The sequence below is a fragment of the Streptomyces parvulus genome, from assembly GCF_014648855.1.
GTDB classification, from domain to species: domain Bacteria; phylum Actinomycetota; class Actinomycetes; order Streptomycetales; family Streptomycetaceae; genus Streptomyces; species Streptomyces parvulus.
The window spans coordinates 1-25,041 of sequence record NZ_BMRX01000006.1 but is presented as its reverse complement, the minus strand read 5'-3'; the positions used below and the strand labels follow the sequence as shown (position 1 = coordinate 25,041).

The 25,041-nt window shown below is 73.2% G+C and carries 15 protein-coding genes and 1 pseudogene; 3 read left to right on the top strand and 13 right to left on the bottom strand.

What is annotated here, in order from left to right; translation table 11 throughout:
• Positions 1-5 precede the first annotated feature (5 nt).
• The 5 genes from IE108_RS12255 to proB all read right to left on the bottom strand — a co-directional run bounded on the left by IE108_RS12255 (position 6) and on the right by proB (position 5,059).
• The gene (locus tag IE108_RS12255) at positions 6-1,076 is read right to left on the bottom strand and encodes an SCO2583 family membrane protein (RefSeq protein WP_064727846.1); all 1,071 of its coding nucleotides are present in this window, start codon (positions 1,074-1,076) and stop codon (positions 6-8) included.
• Between the two features lie 86 nt (positions 1,077-1,162).
• Positions 1,163-1,732, bottom strand: a complete 570-nt coding sequence (locus tag IE108_RS12250) for an SCO2584 family spore wall biosynthesis protein (RefSeq protein WP_064727847.1) — start codon at positions 1,730-1,732, stop codon at positions 1,163-1,165.
• Between the two features lie 130 nt (positions 1,733-1,862).
• A complete protein-coding gene (locus IE108_RS12245) occupies positions 1,863-3,149 on the bottom strand; it encodes a glutamate-5-semialdehyde dehydrogenase (protein ID WP_064727848.1) in 1,287 nt (428 codons plus the stop codon).
• Between the two features lie 147 nt (positions 3,150-3,296).
• Entirely contained in the window at positions 3,297-3,818 is a 522-nt protein-coding gene (locus IE108_RS12240; RefSeq protein WP_107420417.1) for a DUF8830 family protein, read from the bottom strand.
• Positions 3,819-3,952: 134 nt separating this feature from the next.
• Positions 3,953-5,059: a glutamate 5-kinase gene (proB, locus tag IE108_RS12235; protein ID WP_064727850.1), complete on the bottom strand. Its 1,107-nt coding sequence runs from the start codon at positions 5,057-5,059 to the stop codon at positions 3,953-3,955.
• Positions 5,060-5,269: 210 nt separating this feature from the next.
• Between proB and IE108_RS12230 the strand changes: the two genes are divergently transcribed.
• Positions 5,270-7,414 carry a hypothetical protein gene (locus tag IE108_RS12230; RefSeq protein WP_107420149.1) on the top strand — a complete coding sequence of 715 codons (2,145 nt, stop codon included), beginning with the start codon at positions 5,270-5,272 and terminating at the stop codon, positions 7,412-7,414.
• Positions 7,415-7,436: 22 nt separating this feature from the next.
• Here IE108_RS12230 and galE read toward each other — a convergent pair whose 3' ends face one another.
• On the bottom strand, positions 7,437-8,408 hold the full coding sequence (gene galE / locus IE108_RS12225; RefSeq protein ID WP_064727851.1) for a UDP-glucose 4-epimerase GalE: 972 nt from the start codon (positions 8,406-8,408) through the stop codon (positions 7,437-7,439).
• Positions 8,409-8,752: 344 nt separating this feature from the next.
• On the opposite strand from galE, the gene IE108_RS12220 reads away from it, so the two are divergent.
• Together IE108_RS12220 and IE108_RS12215 are read left to right on the top strand one after the other, a co-directional pair.
• Positions 8,753-10,987, top strand: coding sequence for a bifunctional glycosyltransferase/CDP-glycerol:glycerophosphate glycerophosphotransferase (locus IE108_RS12220; protein ID WP_064727852.1), 2,235 nt, complete (start codon positions 8,753-8,755; stop codon positions 10,985-10,987).
• A 23-nt stretch (positions 10,988-11,010) separates the two neighbouring features.
• Positions 11,011-14,574, top strand: coding sequence for a bifunctional glycosyltransferase/CDP-glycerol:glycerophosphate glycerophosphotransferase (locus IE108_RS12215; RefSeq protein WP_064727853.1), 3,564 nt, complete (start codon positions 11,011-11,013; stop codon positions 14,572-14,574).
• An 87-nt stretch (positions 14,575-14,661) separates the two neighbouring features.
• Here the strand turns inward: IE108_RS12215 and IE108_RS12210 are convergent, their stop codons facing one another.
• From IE108_RS12210 to IE108_RS12180, 7 genes and pseudogenes are all read right to left on the bottom strand, one after another.
• Entirely contained in the window at positions 14,662-16,701 is a 2,040-nt protein-coding gene (locus IE108_RS12210) for a glycosyltransferase family 4 protein (protein WP_064727854.1), read from the bottom strand.
• A gap of 190 nt (positions 16,702-16,891) precedes the next feature.
• Positions 16,892-18,328, bottom strand: a complete 1,437-nt coding sequence (obgE, locus tag IE108_RS12205) for a GTPase ObgE (RefSeq protein ID WP_064727855.1) — start codon at positions 18,326-18,328, stop codon at positions 16,892-16,894.
• Positions 18,329-18,452: 124 nt separating this feature from the next.
• The gene (gene rpmA / locus IE108_RS12200; RefSeq protein ID WP_015033582.1) at positions 18,453-18,707 is read right to left on the bottom strand and encodes a 50S ribosomal protein L27; all 255 of its coding nucleotides are present in this window, start codon (positions 18,705-18,707) and stop codon (positions 18,453-18,455) included.
• Positions 18,708-18,721: 14 nt separating this feature from the next.
• Positions 18,722-19,042: a 50S ribosomal protein L21 gene (gene rplU, locus IE108_RS12195; RefSeq protein WP_003976204.1), complete on the bottom strand. Its 321-nt coding sequence runs from the start codon at positions 19,040-19,042 to the stop codon at positions 18,722-18,724.
• Between the two features lie 274 nt (positions 19,043-19,316).
• On the bottom strand, positions 19,317-23,291 hold the full coding sequence (locus IE108_RS12190) for an Rne/Rng family ribonuclease (protein WP_064727856.1): 3,975 nt from the start codon (positions 23,289-23,291) through the stop codon (positions 19,317-19,319).
• 274 nt (positions 23,292-23,565) lie between these two features.
• Positions 23,566-24,342, bottom strand: coding sequence for a TIGR03936 family radical SAM-associated protein (locus IE108_RS12185; RefSeq protein ID WP_064727857.1), 777 nt, complete (start codon positions 24,340-24,342; stop codon positions 23,566-23,568).
• A 48-nt stretch (positions 24,343-24,390) separates the two neighbouring features.
• Positions 24,391-25,041, bottom strand: a pseudogene (locus IE108_RS12180) (hypothetical protein); the annotation flags it as partial.

The window sequence follows — 25,041 nt, the reverse complement described above, 5'->3', positions numbered from 1 at the left end:
GGGCGTCACACCTTGGGCTGGGCGCCCGGCGCGAGGGTGCCGCACAGGGCGGTGGCGTCGTCCGGGGTGAAGGGGTCGGTGCCGGCGGGGGTGCCGGTCCCGGCGGTCTGGCCGGCGAGCAGCGGCCGCAGGTGGTTCGCGGAGTCCTCGGCGCAGGACAGCGGCCCGGCCTGGACGTAGGAGGCCACCAGGTGCGTCTGGCGCATGCGCAGGTCCTCCCGGTCGTAGCGGAAGTGCAGCTCGCGGCGGACGGTGAACAGCGACGTCCCGGCCCGCTCGGCTCCGGCCGGCCGCAGCGCGTAGACCATGGTGTGGTCGGCGGTCACCTCCAGGGTGGAGGCGTCGCTCTCCACGGCCCGCAGGCTGCCGTCGACCCGGATCTCCGGGTCGGCCAGCTCGGCCCGGGCGGGGTCGAAGCGCACCAGCCAGCCGGTGGGCGCGTGCCGGCCGTCCGCGGCGGGCGCCGCGAAGCTCTCGTCGAACTGGGGCAGCTGGTCCGGGTCGAGCAGCACGCGCACGGAGCGGACCCCGCCGCCGCCGAGCACCTCCGGGTCGAGCGCCGAGCGGACGATGTAGTTCTTGGCCGTGGTGAGGGCGTTGAGCACCTGGTCCTCGGAGAAGTGCGCCGTGCGCCGCGCCCCGGGCAGCGGGACGCCCTCGGCGGCGGTGCGGAACCCCGCGGCGGGACTGTGCTCGTAGAGGAGGCCCGCGTCGTCGGCGCCGGGCACCCTGCCCCGGGGGGCCAGCGGGACGACCGTCATCCGCACCGGCTCGGCGGACCGCTGCGCGGAGGGGCTCTGGTACGGGTGGCGTACGCCCATGTAGATGGCGGTGCCGAAGGCGACCGCGATCAGGACGATGAGGACCAGCGCCTGCCGGGAGAGGCCGGCCCGGCGCAGCGGCGGGCGGCGGCGGACGGCCGGGGCGTGGTCGGTGATGCGCTCCTGGGCGGAGAACTCCTGGAGCCGGGCAGCGCGGACGAACGACTCGTCGAAGACGACGGATCGGTACTCGTCCTCTCCGCCGCCGGGAGTGCCCTCGGGCGTCCCTCCGGGCGGATCGCCCAGGCCTGCCATACCTTCAGGGTAGGTCGGCGGAAGGTCCCGTAAACGCGCCGCCGCAGGTCAAGTTGGGACAGGTTCCCGGGCCGCGGGAGGGCAGGTCAGGGGCTGCGCGGGATCACCGGGACGGCGGGCTGGGAGTAGTCCGCGGAGGCCGAGGGCGTCACGGCGCCGCCCTGCTCGGGGCGGGTCGACGCGGGTGGCGGCACCTGCTGCGTGCCGCTGCCCGAGGAGGCACCCCGGTACACGGCCACGAAGGCCAGCGCGACCATGCCGACGCCCATGACGAGGGCGAGCATCCAGGCGACCGGCCGGTGCCAGCGGACCTGCTTGCCGGACGGCGGCGGCGCCCCGTACGGGCGGTCCAGGAGGTCGCGGTCGTCGTCCGGGTCGTCGAGGTCGGGATCATGGCCGAAATCGCCGTATCCCTCGTCGAAGCGCTCGGCCCTGGTGGGGCCCCGGCGGGCCGCTTCCGCCTCGGTCGCCTCGGCCCGGGCCTGTGCCGCGGCCAGCAGGCGCTCGACGGCGGTCGGCTCGTGCACCTCGGCCGCCCGTACGAAGGCCTCGTCGAAGACCACGGAGGCGAACTCTTCGTCCGACACCCCGCGGTCGTGTTCGTCGTCGGGCTCCCAGCCGTCGGGAAACGGCGAACCCCCCACGTCCTCCGGCACGTGTCCAGAGTAGACCTGGGGGGTCGTTTTGGGCAGACGGCCGGGAAATTCGTCCGATGGGTGGGATGCCCCGATCGAGCCGCGGGGCGAGCCGGGGGCATATGCCCGAGGCCTACGCCCGTGCGGCCGATCAGCGCCGTACGTGCCCGTCGCCGGTGACGATGTACTTGGTGCTGGTCAGCTCCGGCAGCCCCATCGGGCCCCGGGCGTGCAGCTTCTGGGTCGAGATGCCGATCTCCGCGCCGAAGCCGAACTGGCCGCCGTCGGTGAAGCGGGTGGAGGCGTTCACCGCGACCGTGGTGGAGTCGACCAGCTGGGTGAAGCGGCGGGCGGCCTGCTGCGAGGTCGTCACGATCGCCTCGGTGTGGCCGGAGGTCCACAGCCGGATGTGCTCGACGGCCTTGTCCAGGGAGTCGACGACCGCCGCGGCGATGTCGTACGACAGGTACTCCGCCTCCCAGTCCTCCGGGGTGGCCTCCACGGCCGTCACCTTGGAGTCCCCGGCGTACGCCATCACGCGCTCGTCGGCGTGCACGGTGACCCCGGCCTCCGCGAGGGCGTCCAGGGCGCGGGGCAGGAAGTCGGCGGCGATGTCCTGGTGGACCAGGAGGGTCTCGGCGGCGTTGCAGACGCCCACCCGCTGGGCCTTGGAGTTGACCAGGATCTCGACGGCCGTGTCGACGTCGGCGAGCGCGTCGACGTAGACGTGGCAGTTGCCGGTGCCGGTCTCGATGACGGGGACGGTGGACTCCTGGACCACGGTGTTGATCAGGGAGGCGCCGCCCCGCGGGATGAGCACGTCGACCAGCCCGCGGGCCCGCATCAGCTCGCGCACGCTCTCGCGGCTCTCGCCGGGCACGAGCTGGACCGCGTCGGCGGGCAGCCCGGCCCCGCCCACGGCGTCGCGGACCACCCGGACCAGGGCGGTGTTGGACTGGTAGGCGGAGGAGGAGCCCCGCAGGAGCACCGCGTTGCCGGACTTCAGGCAGAGGGCGGCGGCGTCCACCGTGACGTTGGGCCGGCCCTCGTAGATGATGCCGACCACCCCGAGCGGCACCCGGACCTGGCGCAGGTCGATGCCGTTGGGGAGGGTGGAGCCGCGCACGACCTCGCCGACCGGGTCGGGCAGGGCGGCGACGTCGCGCACGTCGGAGGCGATGGCGCGGACCCGCTCCGGGGTGAGGGTGAGCCGGTCGATGATGGCCTCGCTGGTCCCGGCGGCGCGGGCCTTGGCCACGTCCTGGGCGTTCGCCTCGACGATCTCGCTGGTCCGGACCTCCAGGGCGTCCGCGACGGCGAGCAGCGCGTCGTCCTTGACGGCCCGCGGCAGCGGCGCGAGGTCCGCCGCGGCGGACTTGGCCCGGTAGGCGGCCCGGGTGACCGGGGACATCGAGTCGTACGGCGAGAGCGTGGTCATGGGGGCAGCGTAGTGGGCCGGACCGGGGCCATCAGGGGTTGTCCCAAACCCCGAGACCCTCCTTTGGGCCTGAACCGGCGCCGCTCTCGCGGACCTGGTTGCCCGCCGCGGGGGTCGCGCGATCAATGGTTTCGGCCGGTGGCCGCATTAGAACGGATGTACCCCCACCGGCGTCGCCGGTGCCGGGCCGTACCCCGCCGCGATGCGCTGGTGGTAGGTCGCCCGGTCGATGACCTCCAGGCCGACGATCTCCCACGGCGGCAGCCCGGCGGTCTGCCGGTGCTCGCCCCACAGGCGCAGGGCGACGGCGGCCGCGTCGTGCAGGTCGCGGGCCTCCTCCCAGTACCGGATCTCGGCGTGGTCGTCGGCGTATCTGCTGGTCAGCAGGAAGGGGTGGTCGTGCGCGAGCTGTTCGAGAGCGCGCCGCACCTCGGGCAGGGGGGCGCGGGCGCCGGAGACGCTGAGGGTGACGTGCCACAGGCGCGGGGTGTGGGCGGGGTCCTCGCCCCGGAACCGGTCGCCGGCCGCGACGCTGGTCAGGGCGCGCTCCTCACCGGACGCGCGGGCGGCACCCCGGGCACCGCCGGGACGGGCGCCGGTGCCGGCGCGGGAGCCGCGGGAGGCGGTGGTACCGCGGGACGCCGCCGGTCCAGGGCGTACTCCGCTCACGACGGCCTCCTTCACGCACACGGCTGGCCCGGCGGTCGGCCGGGTTCGTCCCTGAGGAAAGTTGAGCAGGCCGGGCGGGATCGCGGGGCCGTTTTGCGGAACGTCCACCGCCGATTCGGGGACGTTTCGACCCATTACGGGTGCAGGATCACCAGATCGTCCCTGTGTACGACCTCACGTTCGTAGGCGGGGCCCAGCTCGCGCGCCAGTTCCCGGGTGGAGCGGCCGATCAGCCGCGGGATCTCCTTGGCGTCGAAGTTGACCAGCCCCCGGGCGACGGCCCGTCCGGTGCCGTCCCGCAGCTCCACCGGGTCGCCCGCGGCGAAGTCGCCCTCGGCGCCCGCGATCCCGGCCGGGAGCAGCGACTTGCGGCCCTCCACGACCGCGCGCACCGCCCCGTCGTCGAGGACGAGCGCCCCGCGCGGGGTGGAGGCGTGCTGGAGCCACAGCAGCCGGTCGGCATAGCGCTTTCCGGTGGCGTGGAAGTAGGTGCCCGTGTCGCCGCCGGCCAGGCCCTCGGCGGCGTGCACCGCGCTGGTCAGCACCACCGGGATGCCGGCCGCCGCGGCGATCCGGGCGGCCTCGACCTTGGTGACCATGCCGCCGGTGCCGACGCCCGCCTTGCCGGCGCTGCCGATCTCGATCTCCGCGAGGTCGGCGGGGCTGTGCACCTCGGCGATCCGCGAGGTGCCCGGCCGGCCGGGATCGCCGTCGTAGACGCCGTCCACGTCGGACAGGAGCACCAGCAGGTCGGCCCGGACCAGGTGGGCGACGAGGGCGGCGAGCCGGTCGTTGTCGCCGAAGCGGATCTCGTCGGTGGCGACGGTGTCGTTCTCGTTGACGATCGGGAAGGCGCCCATCGCCAGCAGCTTGTCGAGGGTGCGCGAGGCATTGCGGTGGTGCGCCCGGCGGCTCATGTCGTCGCTGGTCAGCAACACCTGCCCGACGCGGACGCCGTAGCGGGCGAAGGAGGCGGTGTAGCGGGCGACCAGCAGGCCCTGGCCGACGCTGGCGGCGGCCTGCTGGCGGGCCAGGTCCCGGGGGCGGCGACGCAGGCCCAGCGGGGAGAGCCCCGCGGCGATGGCGCCGGAGGAGACGAGGACGACCTCGCGCTCCCCGCTCCCGCGCACCTTGGCCAGGACATCGACGAGTGCGTCGACCCGGTCGGCGTCCAGCCCGCCCGCGGCGGTGGTCAGCGAGGACGAACCGACCTTGACGACGATCCTGCGGGCCTCGCCCACGGCCTGCCTTGCCCCTGCCACGGCCCCGTCCGCCTCTCCCGTTCCGACGTGCGCGAACCCCCGCGCTCGCCAGGCAATCTACGCGAAGGGGAACCGGCTCCGCGCCACGGTCCAGGCTGCGGACGGGGGCGGCGGGACGTCCCGCTCGCGAGCGCGGCGCGAACACGCGCGTGTCGTCGGGCGGCCGCCCGGCGTTAACCCGGATGTCCGATGCGCGACAAGCCTGGAGCGACCGCAGTGCCCCTCTCCCTGCCCCGCCCCCGCCTCCCCCGGCCCGCTCGCCCGCGCCTCCCCGGCCGGCGGACCGTGCTGAAGCTGCTCGTCCTGGGTGTCCTGGCCACCGCCTTCGCCGCGCAGGCGGTGGGCGCGCTGCTGCCGCACCTGCCGCTGCTGCTCGCCGCGACCGCCGGCTCGCTGGCCGCCGAGGCGGTGCTGTACCGGTGGCAGCGGGGCATGGTGTCGCTGTTCGCCAAGTCGCACGCCGACGTCACGGTCCGGCACGTACTGCGGGACCTGCTGCTGGTGGTGGGCCTGCTGCGGCTCGGCGAGCAGCACCGGGAGGGGGTCTACGCCCCGCTGGTGGCCGCGCTCCTCGTCTTCTACGGGCTGCACTGGGCGATCCAGGCGGTGTCCGTCCTGGTCCGCCGCACCCGGACGCTGCCCGTGGTGACCCGGAACATCGACGCCTCGGCGCTGCGGCTGACCCCGGCGCCCCCGCTGCTGCTGCGCCGCCCGGGGCACCGGCTGGCCGTCTTCGGGCTGCCGGCTTCGGGCGGGCTGCTGGCCACGGCGGCCACCGACGCCCCGGTGTGGGGCGCGGCGGGGCTCGGACTGTCGCTGGTGGCGGCGGTGACCGGCCTGTGCGCGCTGCTGACGCGGCTGCTGCCGGGACGCCGGCCCGCGGGTGAGCGGGAGGTGCTCGACTGGTTCGAGGCCTGGCTCGCGGAGTACCGGCCGACGGTCGGCCTGTACTTCTCGGGCGGGGGGTCCTCGGCCTACCAGGCGAACATGTGGCTGGAGCCGCTGGCGCGGCTGGAGGGGCGTCCGGTGATCGTGCTGCGGGAGCGGTTCATGGTGCAGCGGATCGCGGCGACCGACATCCCGGTGGTGTGCCTGCCGAAGGTGTCCACGCTGATGCGCCTGGAGCACTCCACCCTCCGGGTCCTCCTGCACCCCTCGAACTCCGGGAAGACCTCCCAGGTGCTGCGCATCCCCACCATCAAGCACGCCTTCGTCAACCACGGGGAGAGCGACAAGCTGTCCTCCTGCAACCCGTACGCGAAGGCCTACGACGAGGTGTGGGTGGCCGGTCCCGCGGCGCGCGAGCGGTACGCGCTGGCGGAGGTCGGCGTCGAGGACAAGGACGTGGTGGAGATCGGCCGGCCGCAGCTGGACGCCGTACGGCCGCACGGCGGGCCGCCCGCGCCGGGGGCGTTCACGACGGTCCTGTACGCGCCGACCTGGGAGGGCTGGGACGGCAACCCGGGCAACACGTCGGTGGTGGAGGCGGGCGAACACCTGGTGCGGGCGCTGCTCGCGGACCCGGGGGTACGGCTGCTCTACAAGCCGCATCCGCTGACCGGTTCGGTGGACCCGCGGGCCCGGGCGGCCGACCTGCGGATCCGGGAGCTGGTGCGGGCGGCGAACCGGGTGCGGGTCGGGCCCCGTCCGGCGCCGGCCGCCGGGGCCGAGCTGGCCCGCCGGACGGCGGAGCTGGACCGGCTCACCGCGCCCGGCTTCCGGGCGGCCGCCGACCAGGCGGAGCGGATGCTGCGCCGCCCGGCGCCGGAACCCGGCCGGGAGGGGGTGGTGGCGCGGGCGGCGGCCGCCTGGGAGGAGGCGTACTGGGCGTCGCTGCCCGAGTGGGAGCACCAGGTGGTCACGGACGCCCGGCCGCCGCTCTACGCCTGCTTCAACCGGGCCGACCTGCTGATCAGCGACGTCTCCAGCGTGATCAGCGACTTCCTGGCGAGCGGCAAGCCGTACGCGGTGGCCAACACCAGCGGGCTGGCCGAGGACGGGTTCCGCAAGGCCTTCCCGACGGTGGTGGCGGCGACCGTGCTGACACCGGACGGGTCCGGCGTCCCCGCCCTGCTGGACGCGGTCCGGCATCCGGAGCTGGACGAACTGGCCGGGGAGCGCGCCGCGTTGGCCCTGCGGCTGCTGGGCCCGGCCGACCCTCCGTCCCAGGAGCGCTTCGCGGCGGCCGTCCGGTCGCTGTGCGCGACGGCCGGGGAGCACCGGGCCCGGATGGCCGAGCGCCTTGCCACCGAGGTGCCGGTGCCCGGTCCGCGGCGGGGGGCCGGTGCGCTGCCCAGGGCCTCGGCGGCGCCGGAGCCGCGGGACCGCGTCTGACCCGCGGGCGCGGGCGGGACGGTCAGCCGTGGCGGTGGCGCCAGCCCTGCCAGGCGGAGTCGATCATGGCGTCCAGGTCGTGGCGGGCCGTCCAGCCCAGTTCCGCGCGGGCGCGGTCGGCGGAGGCGACGACGCGGGCCGCGTCGCCGGGGCGGCGGGGGCTCACCCGGGGGGCGGCGTCCTGCCGCCCGGTGACCTTGAGGATCCGGTCCACCATCTCGCGCACCGAACTGCCCTCGCCGCGCCCCACGTTGAGGGTCAGCGCGGTGCCCTCCGGGGCGTCGGCCAGCCGTCGCGCGGCGGCGAGGTGGGCGGAGGCGATGTCCTCGACGTGGATGTAGTCCCGTACGCAGGTGCCGTCCGGGGTGGCGTAGTCGTCGCCGAAGACACGGGGGGCGTCGCCGGCCTCAAGGCGCTCGAAGACCATCGGGATGAGGTTGAAGACGCCCGAGTCGGACAGTTCGGGGGCGGCCGCGCCCGCGACGTTGAAGTAGCGCAGTGAGGCGGCCCGGATGCCGTGGGCGCGGGCGGCGGCGTCGATGAGCCACTCGCCGGCCAGCTTGGTCTCGCCGTAGGGGCTCAGCGGCAGGCAGGGAGTGTCCTCCGTGACGAGGTCCACATCGGGCATGCCGTAGACGGCCGCGGAGGAGGAGAAGACGAGGCGGTCCACGCCGGCGGACACCATGGCCTCCAGGAGCGTCGCGAGGCCCGTGACGTTCTCCCGGTAGTAGTGCAGCGGACGCTCCACCGACTCGGCGACCTGTTTCTTGCCCGCGATGTGCACCACACCTGTCACAGCATGGTCACGAATCACGCCCTCCAGGAGAGCCTCGTCGAGCACGCTGCCGACCACCAGCGGCACCCCGTCGGGGACGCGGTCGGCGCTGCCGGTGGACAGGTCGTCGTAGACGACGACGCGCTCCCCGCCGTCGGCGAGGGCGCGCACCACATGCGCGCCGATGTACCCGGCTCCGCCCGTGACCAGCCAGCTCATCCTCATGCCTCCCAGGTCTTCGTCACTGGGTGCAGACTCGTCCGTGGGCCCCGGAAAATCGAGTCGGGCACATGGGACGGAATGCGACGGAAGTCGGTAAAGAGGACACGGGGACCGAATGTGAGGAAGTTCTCCGGCCGCTCCCCGACGGCCGATTCGAGCGGCCCGTCCCGGCCATTTCCGGCTGTGGCCAGGCACAGAGTGTCCGGCTACCGTGCCCACGGAAACTCCGCGTGAATCCTTTACGCTGATGCGGCGGCGCGCTCCAGGCCCTATGGCGCCAGGAGCGCGTTCCGCTTCCCAGCCCGCGGTCCCCTGGTCAGTTCTCGGAACAGGTTGTAAGGATGCCCAAGCTCTCTCTCGTTGTCCCCGTGTACAAGGTGCAGGGCTATCTGCCCGAGTGCCTTGACTCCGTACTCGGGCAGGACTGCACGGACTTCGAGATCATCGCGGTCGACGACTGCTCGCCGGACGGGTCCGGTGCCATTCTCGACGAGTACGCGAAACGGGACACCCGGATTCATGTGATTCACCTCACGGAAAACGTGGGGCTGGGGCGCGCGCGCAACGCCGGACTGGAAAAGGCCAGTGGCGATTACGTGTTGTTCCTGGACAGTGACGACACCCTGTCCGACGGCGCGCTGTCTTCCATCGTCGAGCGGCTGGAGGCCACCGGCGACCCCGAGATCCTGGTCTTCGACTACGCCCGCACCTACTGGGACGGCCGGGTCCGCCCCAACCTGCGGGCCGACCTGCTGCGGCAGGAGGGACCGGACGCCTTCTCCCTCGCCGAGCGCCCCCAGTTGCTCGACCTGCTCCAGATCGTGTGGAACAAGGCGTACCGCCGCGACTTCGTCACCCGGACCGGGCTCACCTTCCCGCCCGGGTACTACGAGGACGCCCCCTGGACGTTCTGCTCCATGATCAGCGCCGAGCGGATCGCCGTCCTGGACCGCGTCTGCGTGCACTACCGGCAGCGCCGCGAGGGCGGCAACATCCTCAAGACGGTCAGCCGCAAGCACTTCGACGTCTTCGACCAGTACCAGCGGGTCTTCGACTACCTGGACGCCCACGAGGAACTGGCCGAGTGGCGGGGCCCGTTGTTCCGCAAGATGGTCGACCACTACCTGACCATCCTGGAGCGGCCGGGCCGTCTGCCGCAGGACGCGCGAGCGGAGTTCTTCCACCGCGCCGCGGCCGACTACCGGGCCCGCGTGCCCAAGGGCTACACCCGTCCGGCGGGCGGCCGCGGCCACAAGTACGGGATGCTGGAACGCGACGCCTACACGACGATGGTGAGCGCGCTGGCCGCCGTGAAGTTCCGCCAGCGGGTCAAGAGCCGCACCCGCACCGCGCTCAACCGCTCCAAGCGCGGCGCGATGGGCGCCTTCTACCAGTCCCAGCTGAGGCTCCCGCTGGACGACAACCTGGTGCTGTTCTCCGCCTACTGGAGCCGCAGCGTCTCCTGCAACCCGGCCGCCATCGACGCCGAACTGGCCCGGCTGGCCCCGGGGATGCGCCGGGTGTGGGCGGTGCGCGCGGAGAACGCGCACCTGGTGCCCAAGGGCGTGAAGGTCGTCCGGGTGGGCTCGCGCGAGTACTGGGCGGCCCTGGCCCGCGCCAAGTACCTCGTGAACAACGTGAACTTCTCCGACGCGGTGGTCAAGCGCGAGGGCCAGATCCACGTGCAGACCCATCACGGCACGCCGCTGAAGACCATGGGCCTGGACCAGCGCAAGTACCCTGCCTCCACCGACATGGACTTCGAGAAGCTCCTGGAGCGGTGCGACCGCTGGGACTACAGCATCAGCTCCAACCGGTTCTCGACCGTGGTCTGGGAGCGGGTCTACCCGTGCTCGTACACCACGCTGGAGACCGGCTACCCGCGCAACGACGTCCTGGTGAACGCCACCGCCGAGGACGTGCGCGCGGCCCGTGCGGCGCTCGGCCTGGCCGACGACGCCAAGGTGTTCCTGTACATGCCGACGCACCGCGAGTACCAGCCGGGCTTCACCCCGCCCCTGGACCTCGGCCGCTTCGCCCGCGAACTGGGTCCGGACGTGACCGTGCTGGTGCGCGGCCACTACTTCTACGGCGGCTCCTCCCCGCAGATCGCCGAGCTGCGCCGCACCGGCCGGATCGTCGACGTCTCCGGGCACGGCCGGGTGGAGGACCTGTACCTCGCCGCCGACGCGCTGATCACGGACTACTCCTCGGCGATGTTCGACTTCGCGGTCCTGGACCGTCCGGTCATCAGCTACGTCCCGGACTGGGACGTCTACTCCGTGGTGCGCGGCACCTACTTCGACCTGCTCCAGGAAGCGCCCGGCGCGGTGGCCACGACGCAGGCGGAACTGCTGGGCCTGCTCGCCTCGGGCGAGTACGACAGCCCCGGGACGACCGAGCGCCGGGACGCCTTCCGCAGGCGTTTCTGCGAATTCGACGACGGACACGCAGCCGAACGCGTCGTACGACGCGTCTTCCTCGGTGAAGAGAGCCTGCTGCCCATCGTCCCGTTCGCCGAACGCCACCACGCCCCGACCCCCGCCCAGGCGCTCGAACTGGTCGAGCGGGCCTGACCCCGAAAGGAGATCACCAAGCCATGGCCCCTCGGCTCAGTGTCATCGTCCCCATCTACGACGTGGAGCGTTACCTCCCCGCCTGTCTGGACTCGCTCGCGGCGCAGACCTTCCGCGACTTCGAGGTCCTGATGGTGGACGACGGTTCACCCGACGGCTCCGCCGCCATCGCCGAGGAGTACGCCTCCCGCGACTCCCGCTTCAAGCTCATACGCAAGGAGAACGGCGGCCTCGGCGCCGCCCGCAACACCGGCATGGCGCACCTCGCGCCGGAGTCGGAGTTCCTGACCTTCGTCGACAGCGACGACCTGATCCCGCCGGACGCCTACCGGCTCATGGTCGGCAGCCTCGACGAGAGCGGCTCGGACTTCGCGACGGGCAACGTCTTCCACCTGAAGGGCGAGAAGTCCTGGCAGGTGCCGCTGATGCGGATGCTGGCCGGCGAGGCCCGGGTGGGCACGCACATATCCCGGTACGCCAAGCTGGTCGCCGACCGCATCGCCTGCAACAAGGTCTTCCGCCGCACCTTCTGGGAGAAGAACGGCTTCGCCTTCCCCGAGGGCCGGCTGTACGAGGACACCCCGGTCACCATGCGGGCCCACTACCTGGCCGAGAGCGTCGACGTCATCTCGGAGCCCTGCTACTACTGGCGGCTGCGCGAGGGCGAGTCGGCCCCGTCGATCACCCAGCGCCGCACCGACCCGGCGGGCGTGCGCGACCGCACCACCTCCGTGATGGAGATCAGCGCCTTCCTCGCCGACCAGCCCGGCGAGACCTTCGCCCGTCTCAAGCGCGAGTACGACACCCGCGTCCTCCGCGACGACCTGCGGCTCTTCCTCAACGTGGTGCCGGACGGCGACGAGGAGTACCGCGCCGAGTTCCTGCGCTCGGCCAACCGCTTCCTCGACAGCATCGACCCCAAGGTCGTCATGGACCTCCCGGCCGAACTGCGCGTGCAGTGGCTGCTGGTGCGCAAGCACCAGATGGAGGAGCTGATCGCCCTGCTGGCCGGCCAGCGCCGCCGGGAGACGCCCGAGGTCAGCGGTCTGCTGCGCAAGTACGCCTCGTTCCCCTCCCTGGAAGGTGCCGACCTGCACCTGCCCAAGGAGGCGCTCCGCATCGACCAGCACCTGACCATGCGCGCCCCGCTCCAGGAGGTCAGCTGGTCCGGCGGCAAGCTCGTGCTCTCGGGCAACGCCTGGATCGACAAGATCGACCTGCCCTCGCGCAAGGCCTCGGTCAAGGTGCTCCAGCTGCGCAAGGACCGCTCCCGCCGCCGCATCCTGCTGCCGGCCCGCAATGTGCCGCGCCCCGAGGTCACCACCGACTCCGGCCAGGACCGCTACAACTACGACTGGGCGGGCTGGGAGGTCACCATCGACCCCGCCAGGCTCCGCAAGGGCGGCGACTGGCAGGAGGCCGTGTGGCACGTGGGCCTCGGCATCTTCGCCTCCGGCCTGGTACGGCGCAACGCCGTCCACTCCAGCGGCGGCGCGGCCTGCAACTTCCCGCCGTACCACTGGCTGAGCCCGGACTTCCGGATGCTGCCGTCCGTCGAGCGCGGTGCCCTGAAGCTGCGCATCGAGAAGGTCCGCGCCCTGATCACGGGCCGTGCCCTGGAGGACGACGGCATCAGGGTCACCGGTGAGATCCGCGAGCCGCTCGCCGCGGACGAGCAGGTGACGCTGCGGGTCAAGAACCAGAAGGGCGCCGAGACCCTCGAGTACCCCGTCACGGTGACCCGCGAGGGCGGCCGGCAGGAGTTCTCGGTCCGGGTGCCGGTGGCCGACGTGGCGCTGGTCTTCCACGAGGGCGTCGACGAGATGGCGCAGCCCGAGAAGCGGACCTGGTCCACGGTGCTGGTCGCGACCGGCCCGCAGGGCAAGGAGCGCCGCTTCGGCACCGTGATGCAGGAGGGTCTTCCCGACGCCGAGTTCCCGCTGCCCGCGTCCCTCGGCGACCAGTCCCACCTGGTCGAGCTGGCCGTGGTGGCGGGGCACACCGGCTTCCTGAAGTTCTCCGGCCGCACCCGCCGCGCCCTGATCGACACGGCGACCGTGCGCGACGGCCGGATCGCCCTCACCGGCCACGCCGATCCCCGGCTGTCCGGGTCCCGGTTCCTGCTCAAGCCGCGCAACCGGTACGAGGAGCGCTTCGTCGAGACCCGCTGGCTCGACGGTGGCCGCTTCGAGGTCTCCTTCGACCCCTCCAGCCTCGGTGGCAGGGGCGACGTCCCGCTCCGCGCCGGCCGCTGGAACCTCTTCCTGCGGCCCGAGGAGGAGGGCGTGCCCGACGTGCCCTTCGTGGTCGACCGGCTGGCCGCGGACTCCTTCCCGGTCCAGGCCGAACTGGGCGGGCGCCGCTACTGGCTGGAGAACCGCTGGGGCGACTTCCCGCAGCTCAACGCGCGCTCGGAGCTGAGCGACCTGGAGCGCGGACCGTACCGCCAGCGGGAGCTGCGCTCCGAGGTGTACGAGCCGCTGTTCCAGCAGCCGCTCAAGGACCAGGTCTTCTACCTGAGCTACAACGGCAAGCAGTTCTCGGACAGCCCGCGCGCGATGTACGAGGAACTGGTGCGGCGCGGCATGGACGTCAAGCACCTGTGGGCGGTCCGCGACGGCCAGGTCAACCTGCCCGACGGGGTGGAGAAGGTCCGCATGTGGGGCAAGGAGTGGTACGAGGCGCTGGCCTCCAGCCGCTACATCGTCACCAACGGCCACCTTCCCGACTGGATCGTGCGCCGCCCGGGCCAGTCGATCGTGCAGACCTGGCACGGCACGATGCTGAAGAAGATCGGGCACGACATCGACACGCTCCACTTCGACCGGCGCTACCAGGAGAAGCTGGCGCTGGAGGCGAAGCAGTGGAGCCTGCTGGTGTCCTCCAACCGCTTCAGCACGCCGATCCTGAAGCGGGCGTTCTCCTACGACGGTGAGATCCAGGAGGCGGGCTACCCCCGCAACGACTACCTGTACTCGCCCGAGCGGGACGCGATCGCCGCCCGGGTCAGGAAGGCGCTCGGGCTGCCCGAGGGCAAGAAGGTCGTCCTGTACGCGCCGACCTGGCGCGACGACCAGTCGCACAGCGCCGGGCAGTACCTGTTCGACCTGCGCATCGACCTGGAGGACGCCCAGCGCCGCCTGGGCGACGACCACGTGCTGCTGATCCGCCGCCACTCCAACGTGGTGGACGCGGTGCCGGGCGCGGGCAACGGCTTCGTCTGGGACGCCTCGGAGTACCCGGACATCGCCGACCTGTACCTCGCGGCGGACATCATGATCACGGACTACTCGTCGGTGATGTTCGACTACGCGCACCTGAAGCGGCCGATGCTGTTCTTCACGTACGACCTGGAGCACTACCGGGACACGCTGCGCGGCTTCTACTTCGACTTCGAGCAGGACTCCCCCGGGCCGCTGATCGGCAACTCCAAGGAGCTGGTCGACGCGATCCGCGACATCGACCAGGTCCAGGCGGAGTACCAGGAGCGGTTCGACCGCTTCCACCACCTGTTCTGCGACCTGGACGACGGCAACGCGTCCGCACGGGTCGTCGACCGGATGCTGGAGCAGGCGCGGGAGGGCTGACCGCGCGCTCGTGCCGAAGGGGCGGGGCCCGGAGGATCGTCTCCTCCGGGCCCCGCCCCTTTGCCGCTTCCCTGCGCCGTGCGCGGATCAGAGGCGTACGGTCTTCACCGCGAACTGGCAGGCGGCGGTGAAGTACGGCCGCAGCTCCGTGCGCCGCCGGGTGGGCGGCAGCGGCGCGGGCGTCTGCCCGAGCGCCCGGCGGGACTTGCGCACCGCCCGCGTCAGCACGGTCGGCGGCGCCGCCGCGGCCTCGCTGAGCACCGGACGCGGGAAGGTGAACACGTTGATCGGGGCCAGGACGTCGGTGGCGAGCTTGGCCAGCTGCACGCGGGCCGCGCCGGCCGCCGGGCGCAGGGTGAAGTCCCAGATGACCTCGGCCTCGTCGGCCTCGGTGTGCGCCCGCACCAGCGCGGCGCACTCGATGTCGACCGCGATGCGGCCGTCGCCCTCGTCGCGCAGCGGGAAGGTCAGCACCCGCGTCTTGTCCTTGCGGTGCACGGCCTCCACCACGGCACCGGCGGCGGCCCGGGCGCCCCACAGCTCGGCCCGTACGGCGATGGTCCGCTCGTCGGCCCTGACCGGTCCGACCTCGGCGTGCACCTCGCGCAGGGCGCTGCGCAGCCGCAGTCCGCCGTCCTCGTGCATGTGCGGCAGCAGCAGCGCCAGGGCCGGTCCCTGCGGGCGGGGCAGCTCGACGGCGAGCAGGTCGCGGGTGTCGCAGCCGTAGCCGTCGGTGCCCAGCGCCACCTCGCGGCCGCCCTCGCGGGTGGCCAGCGTCAGCTCCCAGGTGCCGTGCGGCACCCCGGCGTCCCAGGGCACGACGGCGTCGCCGGCGGAACTGAACGGGAAGCGGTGCTCCTCGGTGCCCGCGCCGCCCTTGCGCAGGACGAGGTCGGCCTGCCCGGCGCTCGGCGGCAGCGTGCCCACGGCGACGTGCACCGAGCCCTGCCGGTCGACCCGGGCGGTGGCGTGGCGGGGCAGCTCCTTGCGGGCGAAGGCCTCCTGGAGAATGGCCTCGAAGCGCTCGCGGCTGGCCCGCTCGTGGAAGCGCTCGGCGCCCCGGATGCCCGCCGCGGACATCTTCAGCCGCAGTTCGTCGTCCTGGACCAGGCGGCGGATCGCCTCGGCCATCGCGTCGACGTCACCGCGCGGGACGATGATGCCGTCCTCGCCGTCGGTGAGGATGTTGCGCGGCCCGTGGTCGGCGTCGGTGGCGATGACGGGGAGCCCCGCGGCCATGGCCTCCACGACGACGTTGCCGAACGCCTCGCGCTTGGAGGGCAGGACGAAGATCGAGCCCTTGCCGAACTCCGGGGTGACGGGCGAGGTCTGGCCCATCAGCAGGATGCTGTTGGACAGGCCCAGTTCCTCGATGCGGGCCCGCAGCTTCTTCTTCTCGGCGCCGTGGCCGTAGATGCGCAGCGTCCAGTCCGGAGCCTCGGCGTGGACCCGGGCGAAGGCCTCGATCAGCAGGGCGTGGTTCTTGTTGTCCGTCAGATGGCCGGCCGAGACCACCACCTTGTTGGTGCCGGTGGACCGGATGGCGGAGGCGGGCACGCAGTTGGGCATCACGGCCAGGCGGTTGCGCACCGCGGGCACCTGGCGGGCGATGTCGGCGACCTCCTCCGGGGTGAGCGCCGTCAGGGCGTCCAGGTACCGGTAGGCCGGGAAGAGGCGCTCCTTGATGTCCGTGGCGTAGATGGCGGGCATCGAGTGCTCCTGGGTGACCTTCAGGTAGTCACCTCGGGCCTGCGCCAGCATGATCGTGTTGCGCGGGCTGGAGCTGACGATGACGTCGGCGTCGGTGGTGTCGAAGTACTCCAGCAGCCGCAGTTCCGCGAGCCGGCTCACCACCGGCGTCTTGGCGCCGGCGTTGAGCGGGTAGATCAGCGGGAACTTGTCGGAGAGCGGATTGTCCACGTCGGAGACCGGGGAGTCGGGCCGCATGTCGCTGAGCACCCGGACGGAGACCCGCGGATCGAGCGGGAAGTAGGACTCGTCCCGCACCTTGCGCAGGGCCACGATCTCCACGTCGTGCCGCTGCGCCAGCGCGCCGGCGAGATTCTGCGTCGCGCTGACCACGCCCCCCATGTGGCAGAGGTCCCGAACGAGAAATGCGATCTTCACTTTGCGGCTTCTCTCTGCTTCCGGGAACGAATGGTCAGTCCGTTTCCCCGCCCCGGGCCACGCACAGTGGCCACATCCTCCTCACAAAGTACACATGGGTGTTCGACAGCGGATCACGGACCTGCCACACCTGTGTAACCCTGCGGACAGCAAGATGCCGTCCGCAGGGCCGTGGTTCCAGGGGGCGGGATCAGAACGGCTCGAAGCCGTCGAACTCCCGCTCCGCCTCGTCCCGTTCGGCGTCCCGGTCGCGGCGGCGCTGGGCGGCCGGGCGGGGTGCCTCGAAGCGGTGGTCCTCACCGCGGCGGCCGAGCATCTCGGCGCCGGCGGTCACCGTCGGCTCCCAGTCGAAGACGACCGCGTTGTCCTCGGGACCGATGGCCACGCCGTCGCCGTTGCGGGCGCCCGCCTTCATCAACCGCTCCTCGACGCCGAGGCGGGCGAGCCGGTCGGAGAGGTAGCCGACGGCCTCGTCGTTGTTGAAGTCGGTCTGGCGCACCCAGCGTTCGGGCTTCTCGCCCCGCACCCGGAACAGGCCGTCCTCCTCGCGGGTGACGGTGAAGCCGGCCTCGTCCACGGCCTGGGGCCGGATGACGATCCGCGTGGCCTCCTCCTTGGGCCGGGCGGCGCGCGCCCCGGCCACCAGGTCGGCCAGCGCGAAGGACAGCTCCCGCAGGCCGATGTGCGCCACCGCGGACACCTCGAAGACGCGGTAGCCGCGCGCCTCCAGGTCCGGGCGGACCATCTCGGCGAGGTCCTTGCCGTCGGGCACGTCGATCTTGTTGAGGACGACGATCCGGGGCCGGTCGTCCAGGCCGCCGTACTCGCTCAGCTCGGCCTCGATGATGTCGAGGTCGGACGCCGGGTCCCGGTCGGACTCCAGTGTCGCGGTGTCCAGGACGTGCACCAGGACGCTGCACCGCTCCACGTGGCGCAGGAACTCCAGGCCGAGGCCCTTGCCCTGGCTGGCGCCGGGGATGAGGCCGGGCACGTCGGCGACGGTGTAGACGGTCTCGCCGGCCGTCACCACGCCCAGGTTCGGGACGAGCGTCGTGAAGGGGTAGTCGGCGATCTTCGGCTTGGCCGCGCTCAGCACGGAGATCAGCGAGGACTTGCCGGCGCTCGGGTAGCCGACCAGCGCCACGTCGGCGACGGTCTTCAGCTCCAGGTGGATGTCCTGGAGGTCGCCGGGCTCGCCGAGCAGCGCGAAGCCGGGAGCCTTGCGCCGGGCGGAGGCCAGCGCGGCGTTGCCGAGGCCGCCCCGGCCGCCCTGTGCGGCGACGTACGAGGTGCCGTGGCCGATCAGGTCGGCGAGGACGTTGCCGGCCTTGTCGAGGACGACGGTGCCGTCGGGCACGGGCAGGACGAGGTCCTGGCCGTCCTTGCCGGAGCGGTGGCCGCCCTCGCCGGGCTTGCCGTTGGTGGCCTTGCGGTGCGGCGAGTGGTGGTAGTCGAGCAGCGTGGTGACGGACTGGTCCACGGTGAGGATGATGTCTCCGCCGCGGCCGCCGTTGCCGCCGTCCGGGCCGCCGAGCGGCTTGAACTTCTCGCGGTGGACGGAGGCACAGCCGTGGCCTCCGTTACCCGCGGCGACGTGCAGCTCGACGCGGTCCACGAAGGTGGTCATGGGATGTGCCTCCAGTTACTGCCTGCTGTTACTGCCTACTGCCGGGATGTCTCTTGGGTAACACGCGAAAGGCGGACCCGCTTCCCCTCGGGGAAGTGAGGTCCGCCTCGCGCAAGTGTGCCGGTCAGGCGACCGGGACGATGTTCACGACCTTGCGGCCACGGTGGGTGCCGAACTGCACCGCACCGGCCTGGAGGGCGAACAGCGTGTCGTCGCCGCCACGGCCGACGCCGGAGCCGGGGTGGAAGTGGGTGCCACGCTGGCGGACCAGGATCTCACCCGCGTTGACGGCCTGACCGCCGAAGCGCTTCACGCCGAGCCGCTGGGCATTCGAGTCGCGACCGTTCCGGGTGGACGATGCGCCCTTCTTGTGTGCCATGTCTCCTCAGTCCCTTACTTCGCAGCCGCGGGGATCTCAGTGACCTTGATCGCCGTGTACTGCTGGCGGTGGCCCTGACGACGGCGGTAGCCGGTCTTGTTCTTGTAGCGCAGAATGTCGATCTTCTGGCCCTTGTGGTGGTCCACGATCTCGGCCTGGACCTTGATGCCGGCCAGCACCCACGGGTCGCTGGTCACAGCGTCGCCGTCGACGACGAGCAGGGTCGAGAGCTCGACCGTGTCGCCGACCTTGCCGGTGGAAATCTTGTCAACCTCAACGATGTCGCCGACAGCAACCTTGTGCTGGCGACCACCGCTGCGCACGATGGCGTACACGCGGATCTCACTCTCTCGCTCGGGAACGGCACCCCCGCAGTCCAGCCACCCGGTGACACACGGACAGCCTCTTCCGGCCGGGGCCCGCACGGGCCCGCACCCGAAAGGAAAGAGGTTTACGGGGATGTGACGCGTCAGTCGACACGCCGACGCTCAAGATTACGGGGCCGCACGACAGGGGTCAAACCGGGCCCCGCGCCCCCTCGCGCACCGCGGCCCCGCCCGTCCGGAGACCGGAGGGGCGGGGCCGCGGGTGTGCCGGGACGGTGCCGGATCAGCCCTCGTCGGTGGCGGCCGTGACCGTGGACGGCGCCTGCTGGGCGGCGGCCGCGGTCTTCTTCGACGCCGTCTTCTTGGCCGTGGCCTTCTTGGCGGTCGTCGTCTTGGCCGCCTTCTTGGCGGTGGCCTTCTTCGCGGTCGTCGTCTTCTTGGCCGCGGTCTTCTTGGTGGCGGCCTTCTTGGCCGTCGCCTTCTTGGCCGTCTTGCGGGCCGCCTTCTTGGCCGGGGCGGCGTCCTCGGCCGCGGGCTCCGCGTCGGCCGCCTGCCCGGCGGGCTCCTCCTCCGGCCCGGCCGACGGGACGACCAGGACGGCCGCCTCCTCGGACGCGGTGGGCGCGGTGGACTTGCGCACCGCCCGGCGCCGCGGACGGGCCGGGGCGGCGTCCTCGGCCGCGGGCTCCGCGGGGGCCTCGGCGGGTGCCTGCGGCGCCTGCTCGGCCTGCGGGGCGGGCGCCGTCTCCGGCACCGTCAGCACGGCGGCCTCGGCACCCGCGGGGGAACCGGCGGGCGCGGACACCTTCCGGGTGGCACGGCGGCGGGTACGGCCCTTGGGCGCGGCCTCGTCGGCGGCGGGGGCCGGTGCCTCGGGCGCGGGAGCCGCTGCCTCGGCGGGTGCCGTGACGTGGCCCCCGGCGACGGCGTCCTCGACGGCGGCCGGGTCGGCCAGCACCTCGGCGGCGGACTCGCGCCGCACCGGACGCTCGACCTCCTCCCGCACCGTGACGTCCTGCGCGGTCGGGGCCTCGTCGCGCGCGGCCTCGCCCTTGGCGCCCTTCGGCGCGCCCGCCGGGGCGGACGCCCTGCGGCTCGCGCGGCGCCGGCCGCGACCGCGCGTGGCGGCGGCCTCGGCCTCGGCGGCGCTGCTGTACAGCTCCTCGTCGGCGGTGAAGTCGGGCGCCGGGAGGGCGACCGGCTCGGCGACCTCGGCGGCGACCTCGGACTCGGACTCGGTGTCCGCCTCCTGCTCCGCCGTCGGACCGGTCTCGACGCCGGCCACCGCCTCGTGCTCGTGCGGCTGGTCGGCCCCGGCCCGCGCCCGCTTGCGGCGCTTGCTCCCGCCGCCACCGCCGCCGCCGGCGGAGACCGGCTGGTCGAGGTGGACGATGACACCGCGGCCGTTGCAGTGGACGCAGGTCTCCGAGAAGGACTCCAGCAGGCCCTGACCGACCCGCTTGCGGGTCATCTGCACCAGGCCCAGCGAGGTCACCTCGGCGACCTGGTGCTTGGTGCGGTCCCGGCCCAGGCACTCCAGCAGGCGCCGCAGCACCAGGTCCCGGTTGGACTCCAGCACCATGTCGATGAAGTCGATGACGATGATGCCGCCGAGGTCGCGCAGCCGGAGCTGGCGCACGATCTCCTCGGCCGCCTCCAGGTTGTTCCTGGTGACCGTCTCCTCCAGGTTGCCGCCCTGGCCGGTGAACTTGCCGGTGTTGACGTCGACGACGACCATCGCCTCGGTCCGGTCGATCACCAGCGAGCCGCCGCTGGGCAGCCAGACCTTGCGGTCCAGCGCCTTGGCGAGCTGCTCGTCGATCCGGTACGTCGCGAAGACGTCGACCTCGCTGGTCCACTTGGACAGCCGGTCGGAGAGGTCCGGGGCGACGTGGGAGACGTACCCGTGGATGGTCTCCCACGCGTCGGCGCCGCTGACGACGACCTTGGAGAAGTCCTCGTTGAAGATGTCGCGCACGACGCGGACGGTCATGTCCGGCTCGCCGTAGAGCAGCGTGGGCGCGTTGCCGCTCTTGGCCTTCTTCTGGATGTCCTCCCACTGCGCCTGGAGCCGCTCGACGTCGCGGCGCAGCTCGTCCTCGCTGGCGCCCTCGGCGGCGGTGCGCACGATGACGCCCGCGTCCTCGGGGACGATCTTCTTGAGGATGGTCTTCAGCCGGGACCGCTCGGTGTCGGGCAGCTTGCGGCTGATGCCGGTCATCGAGCCCTCGGGCACGTAGACCAGGTAGCGGCCGGGCAGCGAGACCTGGCTGGTCAGGCGGGCGCCCTTGTGGCCGATCGGGTCCTTGGTGACCTGCACCAGGACCGACTGGCCGGACTTGAGGGCGGACTCGATGCGGCGCGGGCCGTTCGCCATGCCCAGCGCCTCGAAGTTGACCTCACCGGCGTACAGGACGGCGTTGCGGCCCTTGCCGATGTCGATGAAGGCGGCCTCCATCGACGGCAGCACGTTCTGCACCTTGCCGAGGTAGACGTTGCCGACGTACGAGGTGGCCTGCTCCTTGTTGACGTAGTGCTCGACGAGCACGCCGTCCTCCAGGACGCCGATCTGCGTGCGCTCGCCGTGCTGGCGCACGACCATGACGCGCTCGACGGCCTCGCGGCGGGCCAGGAACTCGGCCTCGGTGATGATCGGAACGCGTCGGCGGCCCTGCTCGCGGCCCTCGCGGCGGCGCTGCTTCTTGGCCTCCAGACGGGTCGAGCCCTTGATGGACTGCACCTCGTCGGAGGGCTCGCCCTTCTCGCGCGGCGGGCGGGGCTCGCGGACCTTGACGACGGTGCGCTCGGGGTCGTCGGCGGACGCGTCGCCCTCACCGGAGCCGTCCCCGGCCCGGCGGCGACGGCGACGACGGCGCCGGCTGCTGCTGGAACCGCCGCCGTCACCGGAGGACTCCTCGCCCTCCTCGGCGTCGTCCTCGGCCTGCTCGACGGTGTCCGCGGCATCCTGGTCGGCCCGGTCGGCCTGCTCGGCGCCGGTCTGCTCGGTGTCGTCGTTCAGGTCGCCGTCCGCGGAGTCGCCCCGGCGGCGGCGACGGCCGCCCCGGCGACGGCGGCGGCGCGAGCCGGAGTCCTCGGAGCCGTCGGCGTCGTCGTCGTGGTCCTCGCCCGACTCGTCGGCGTCGGTGTCGGCCTCGGAGTCGGCGTCGTTGTCGCCGTCGGCGCGGGTGGCCTGCCGGTCGTCCTGCGCGGCGGCGGGCGTCCGCTCCTCGGCGGCCTCCTCGGCGGCGCGGCGGCGGCGACGGCGGCGCGACCCGGCGGACTGCTCCTCGGCCGGCTCCTCGACGGCCTCGGCAGCCTCGGCGGGCTTGGCCGGCGCGGCACCGGCCGCCTCGGCGGCGGCTTCGGCGGCGGCCCGCTCGGGCGTCTGGAACTGCGGCTCGGCGAACACGGGCGCCTGGAACACGGCGACGGCGGGCCGGGACGGGCGCTTGGGCGCGTCGGCGTCCTCGGCGGCGGCCTGCGCCGGCGCGGCGAAACCGGTGGCGGCCTTACGGGTGGACCGGCGGCGCGCGCGGCGCGGAGCGGCGTCCTCGACGGGCTCGGCGGGCGCGGCGACCTTGGGAGTCTCGGGGGCGGCGGACTCGGGAGCGGGCTCGCTCACCTCGGCGGCGGCTTCGGCGGGCGCCTCGGCCGGGGCGGTGACACGGCGCGTGGCGCGGCGGCGGGTACGGCCCTTGGGCGCGGCGTCCTCGGCCTCGGCGGCGGGCGCGGCGGCGGGCTCGGCGGGCGCGGCGGGGGCCTCAGCGGGCGCCTCGGAGGCGGGCGCGGCGGCGGCCTGCTCGGTGGGCGCGGCGACGCTGCGGGTGGCGCGGCGGCGGGTACGGCGCGGCGCGGGGTCCTCGGTGACCTCGCCGGCCTCGGCGACCGGCTCGGCGGCGGGCTTCTCGGCGGGCGGCGCGACGACGGTCTCGGCACCCTCCGCCGACGCCGGGGCCCCGGCGGGCGCGGAGGCGCGGCGGACGGCACGACGGCGCGGGCGGGCGGGGGCCGCCTCGGGCTCCGGAGCGGCGGCCTGCGCCTCTTCGGTCTCCTCGGTCTCTTCCGCCTCGTCGGTCACGGCGGTCACCTCGGCGGGCGCGACCGTCTCGGCCGGCGCGTCGGAGCCGCCGGACGGCGGACCCGCCGGGCGGGAAGCGGCCCTGCGCCGGCGGCGCGGCGGCAGGGTGTCGCTCGGGGTGTTCGACTCGGAGTCCGTCGTGGTGGTCGACGACTCGGTGGGTTCGGTCGGTTCGAGCATGCGGGGCTTTCTCCCGTCAGGCTCCCGGGCGCCGCACACCGGCCCGGCGTCGATCTGATCGACCGCCGGTGACGTCCGCGGCTCGCGCGGTGCGCGTCGCCGCCGTCCGGGGCGCGGGCGCCGCTCGGAAGCTCTCAGTGTCTTGTCTCGCCGGTTCCGTACCCCTTGGCGGGTACGGCCTGGCGAAAGTCTTGTGGTCGGTGCGCTGCCCGACCCAGGTGGCTCCCGAGTTCGAGGGCGGCGCTACGACGTCCGTCCCTGAGCGGAACCTTCCCTACGCGGGCGCCTTCGCGGCGGCGGGAGCGGCGGCCGGTTGCGGCTCGGGCGCTTCTGCCTCGCGGTCGGGCGCGAGCGGGTCGGTCACCGCACCGGTCTCTTCATCGAACAGCCCCTGCGCCAGCCTGGTCACCGCTGCGGGGACCGGCGGCGCCAGGTCGGCCACGGCGCGAAGACCGGACAGGACGTCGTCGGGTCGTACGGCAGGCGTCACGTGCCGAACAACCAGCCGCAGTATCGCACAGGGCTGGTCGGTCGGCCTATCAGCCGGGGAACCGTGCGTGGTGGCGCTCTCCAGGCTCGCGACGGCGGAGCGGGCGTCGAAGGTGCGGACGCCGTTCTTGGTCCGGCGCTGGACCTCCACGGCCGGGGCGGAGTTGAAGGCGGCCACGGCGCGCTCGGCGTCCGCGGACTCCACCCCGTCCAGGCGCAGCTCCCACACCGATGCCGTCAGCCGGTCGGCGAGCCCGGAGGTCCGGGCCTCGACCGCGTCGACGACGTCGAGCCCGGTGGGCAGCGACGCGTCGAGGAGCACCCTGAGCTGCTCCGGGTCACGCGCCGCGGTGAGCGCGATCTCCAGGTACTCCGCCTCACTGCCCGTGCCGGTGGGTGCGGCATTGGCGTACGACACCTTCGGGTGGGGCGTGAACCCCGCCGAGTACGCCATGGGCACCTCGGCGCGGCGCAGCGCGCGCTCGAAGGCACGCTGGAAGTCACGGTGGCTGGTGAACCGGAGGCGGCCGCGCTTGGTGTAACGCAGTCGGATGCGCTGCACCGCGGGTACGGGCGGCGGGCCTTCGGGCTGTCGCTTGCCCAGTGTCGTTCAGTCCTTCGTGAGAGCGGTCGTACTACTACCAAGAGTACGTGCCTCGGCGACGGATGGTTCCCGCCGGTCGGGCCGCCGTGCCGCCGGAGGCGGACCGAAGAGCGCCCGGCGCAGGTCCGCGCGGGTCTCCCGCACGGTCAGCCGGGCCGCGGCGAGCGCCTGCCGGCCGATCCGTCCGGCGGCGCGTCCGGCCTCCGCGAGCGGCCGCAGGACGCTGTCCCGCAGGGCGTGCCCGACCGGGGTGAGCACGGTCCGGTACGCCCAGCGCGCCGGTTCGGCCACGGCCCACCGCCACAGGGTGCCGAGGAACCGGCCGAACGCCCGCGAGACGTGCCCCGCGATCCGCCAGCCGTGCCCGAGCGCGTCCAGGACCTCCCTGCCGATAACCGCGAGGACCCGGCCCACCGGGGTGAGCACCCAGCGCCACAGGGCGAGGGCGGGCAGGACGAGCAGGATCCGGACGGTCCAGTACAGGACCGCACCGATGCCGGTGACGGCCAGACCCAGACCGCGGGCGAAGCCCTTGCCGCACCAGACCAGGGCGTGACCCAGCGGGACGAGCACCCACGTGTGGAACCAGACGGCGGGTACGACGACGAGGTACCGCCCGAGCAGGGCGAGAGCGGCGTACAGCCCGCGCCCGACGGC

What these genes read in the sequence shown, in the direction of transcription:
- IE108_RS12215 (WP_064727853.1), top strand. Translation starts at nt 11,011, where the DNA reads ATGGCCCCTCGGCTCAGTGTCATCGTCCCCATCTACGACGTGGAGCGT.
- rpmA (WP_015033582.1), bottom strand. Translation starts at nt 18,707, where the DNA reads ATGGCACACAAGAAGGGCGCATCGTCCACCCGGAACGGTCGCGACTCG.
- IE108_RS12220 (WP_064727852.1), top strand. Translation starts at nt 8,753, where the DNA reads ATGCCCAAGCTCTCTCTCGTTGTCCCCGTGTACAAGGTGCAGGGCTAT.
- IE108_RS12190 (WP_064727856.1), bottom strand. Translation starts at nt 23,291, where the DNA reads ATGCTCGAACCGACCGAACCCACCGAGTCGTCGACCACCACGACGGAC.
- obgE (WP_064727855.1), bottom strand. Translation starts at nt 18,328, where the DNA reads ATGACCACCTTCGTGGACCGCGTCGAGCTGCACGTCGCCGCGGGTAAC.
- IE108_RS12245 (WP_064727848.1), bottom strand. Translation starts at nt 3,149, where the DNA reads ATGACCACGCTCTCGCCGTACGACTCGATGTCCCCGGTCACCCGGGCC.
- IE108_RS12230 (WP_107420149.1), top strand. Translation starts at nt 5,270, where the DNA reads ATGCGCGACAAGCCTGGAGCGACCGCAGTGCCCCTCTCCCTGCCCCGC.
- IE108_RS12255 (WP_064727846.1), bottom strand. Translation starts at nt 1,076, where the DNA reads ATGGCAGGCCTGGGCGATCCGCCCGGAGGGACGCCCGAGGGCACTCCC.
- galE (WP_064727851.1), bottom strand. Translation starts at nt 8,408, where the DNA reads ATGAGCTGGCTGGTCACGGGCGGAGCCGGGTACATCGGCGCGCATGTG.